The organism is Vogesella mureinivorans, assembly GCF_007644035.1.
Classification (GTDB): domain Bacteria; phylum Pseudomonadota; class Gammaproteobacteria; order Burkholderiales; family Chromobacteriaceae; genus Vogesella; species Vogesella mureinivorans.
On the sequence record NZ_VMTV02001057.1, the window covers coordinates 1 to 2,762 of the forward strand.

The window sequence follows — 2,762 nt, forward strand, 5'->3', positions numbered from 1 at the left end:
ATGGAGGCGAACCGGGAGAACTGAAACATCTAAGTACCCCGAGGAAAAGAAATCAACCGAGATTCCGTAAGTAGTGGCGAGCGAACGCGGAAGAGCCTGTATGTGTTATGGATTGAGTTAGTGGAACGCTCTGGAAAGTGCGGCCATAGTGGGTGATAGCCCCGTACACGAAAACCCATTCCAAGAACTAAGCATACGACAAGTAGGGCGGGACACGCGAAATCCTGTCTGAATATGGGGGGACCATCCTCCAAGGCTAAATACTCGTGATCGACCGATAGTGAACCAGTACCGTGAGGGAAAGGCGAAAAGAACCCCGGGAGGGGAGTGAAATAGAACCTGAAACCGGATGCATACAAACAGTGGGAGCCTGGAAACGGGTGACTGCGTACCTTTTGTATAATGGGTCAGCGACTTACATTCAGTGGCAAGCTTAACCGCATAGGGGAGGCGTAGGGAAACCGAGTCCGAATAGGGCGTCTTAGTCGCTGGGTGTAGACCCGAAACCGAGTGATCTATCCATGGCCAGGATGAAGGTGCGGTAACACGCACTGGAGGTCCGAACCCACTAGTGTTGCAAAACTAGGGGATGAGCTGTGGATAGGGGTGAAAGGCTAAACAAACTCGGAGATAGCTGGTTCTCCCCGAAAACTATTTAGGTAGTGCCTCATGTATCACTTCCGGGGGTAAAGCACTGTTATGGCTAGGGGGTCATTGCGATTTACCAAACCATGGCAAACTCTGAATACCGGAAAGTGCAAGCATGGGAGACAGACGGTGGGTGCTAACGTCCATCGTCAAGAGGGAAACAACCCAGACCGCCAGCTAAGGTCCCAAATGATCAGTTAAGTGGTAAACGAGGTGGGAAGGCCTAGACAGCCAGGATGTTGGCTTAGAAGCAGCCATCATTTAAAGAAAGCGTAATAGCTCACTGGTCGAGTCGTCCTGCGCGGAAGATGTAACGGGGCTCAAACTGATAACCGAAGCTGCGGATGGGCACATTAATGTGTCCGTGGTAGGGGAGCGTTCTGTAGGTCTGTGAAGGTGGTGGTGTAAACCCTGCTGGAGATATCAGAAGTGCGAATGCTGACATGAGTAGCGATAAAGCGGGTGAAAAGCCCGCTCGCCGAAAGCCCAAGGTTTCCTACGCAACGTTCATCGGCGTAGGGTGAGTCGGCCCCTAAGGCGAGGCTGAAAAGCGTAGTCGATGGGAAACGGGTTAATATTCCCGTACTTTTATGCAGTGCGATGTGGGGACGGAGAAGGTTAGGTTAGCGGCCTGTTGGAATAGGTCGTTTAAGCCGGTAGGCTGGTGCGGTAGGCAAATCCGCTGCACCTTAAGGCCGAGAGGTGATGACGAGGGTCTACGGACCTGAAGTAACTGATACCACGCTTCCAGGAAAAGCCACTAAGCTTCAGCTGCATAAGAACCGTACCGCAAACCGACACAGGTGGGCAGGATGAGAATTCTAAGGCGCTTGAGAGAACTCAGGAGAAGGAACTCGGCAAATTGACACCGTAACTTCGGGAGAAGGTGTGCCTCTGTTGGTGTAGGACTTCGCGTCCGAAGCTAGTAGAGGTCGCAGAGAATAGGTGGCTGCGACTGTTTAACAAAAACACAGCTCTGTGCCAACACGAAAGTGGACGTATACGGAGTGACGCCTGCCCGGTGCTGGAAGATTAAATGATGGGGTGCAAGCTCTTGATTGAAGTCCCAGTAAACGGCGGCCGTAACTATAACGGTCCTAAGGTAGCGAAATTCCTTGTCGGGTAAGTTCCGACCCGCACGAATGGCGTAACGATGGCCACACTGTCTCCTCCTGAGACTCAGCGAAGTTGAAATGTTTGTGAAGATGCAATCTACCCGCTGCTAGACGGAAAGACCCCGTGAACCTTTACTGTAGCTTTGCATTGGACTTTGAACAGACTTGTGTAGGATAGGTGGGAGGCTATGAAGCTGGAACGCTAGTTTCAGTGGAGCCGTCCTTGAAATACCACCCTGGTGTGTTTGAGGTTCTAACCTTGGTCCGTGATCCGGATCGGGGACAGTGCATGGTAGGCAGTTTGACTGGGGCGGTCTCCTCCCAAAGTGTAACGGAGGAGTTCGAAGGTTACCTAGGTACGGTCGGAAATCGTGCTGATAGTGCAATGGCAAAAGGTAGCTTAACTGCGAGACCGACAAGTCGAGCAGGTGCGAAAGCAGGACATAGTGATCCGGTGGTTCTGAATGGAAGGGCCATCGCTCAACGGATAAAAGGTACTCCGGGGATAACAGGCTGATTCCGCCCAAGAGTTCACATCGACGGCGGAGTTTGGCACCTCGATGTCGGCTCATCACATCCTGGGGCTGTAGCCGGTCCCAAGGGTATGGCTGTTCGCCATTTAAAGTGGTACGTGAGCTGGGTTCAAAACGTCGTGAGACAGTTTGGTCCCTATCTGCAGTGGGCGTTGGAAGTTTGACGGGGGCTGCTCCTAGTACGAGAGGACCGGAGTGGACGAACCTCTGGTGTACCGGTTGTGACGCCAGTCGCATCGCCGGGTAGCTAAGTTCGGAAGAGATAACCGCTGAAAGCATCTAAGCGGGAAACTTGCCTGAAGATGAGACTTCCCTGGAGGCTTGACCTCCCTGAAGAGTCGTTCGAGACCAGGACGTTGATAGGTCGGGTGTGGAAGCGCTGTGAGGCGTTAAGCTAACCGATACTAATTGCTCGTGAGGCTTGATCCTATCATTTGAGTTGCTTTGTTGATGATGAAGCGCTGGT

At 52.4% G+C, this 2,762-nt stretch carries 1 rRNA gene; it reads left to right on the forward strand.

From position 1 onward, the window contains the following. Positions 1-2,725: ribosomal RNA gene (locus FLQ44_RS22725) — 23S ribosomal RNA — on the forward strand; the annotation flags it as partial. Positions 2,726-2,762 lie beyond the last annotated feature (37 nt).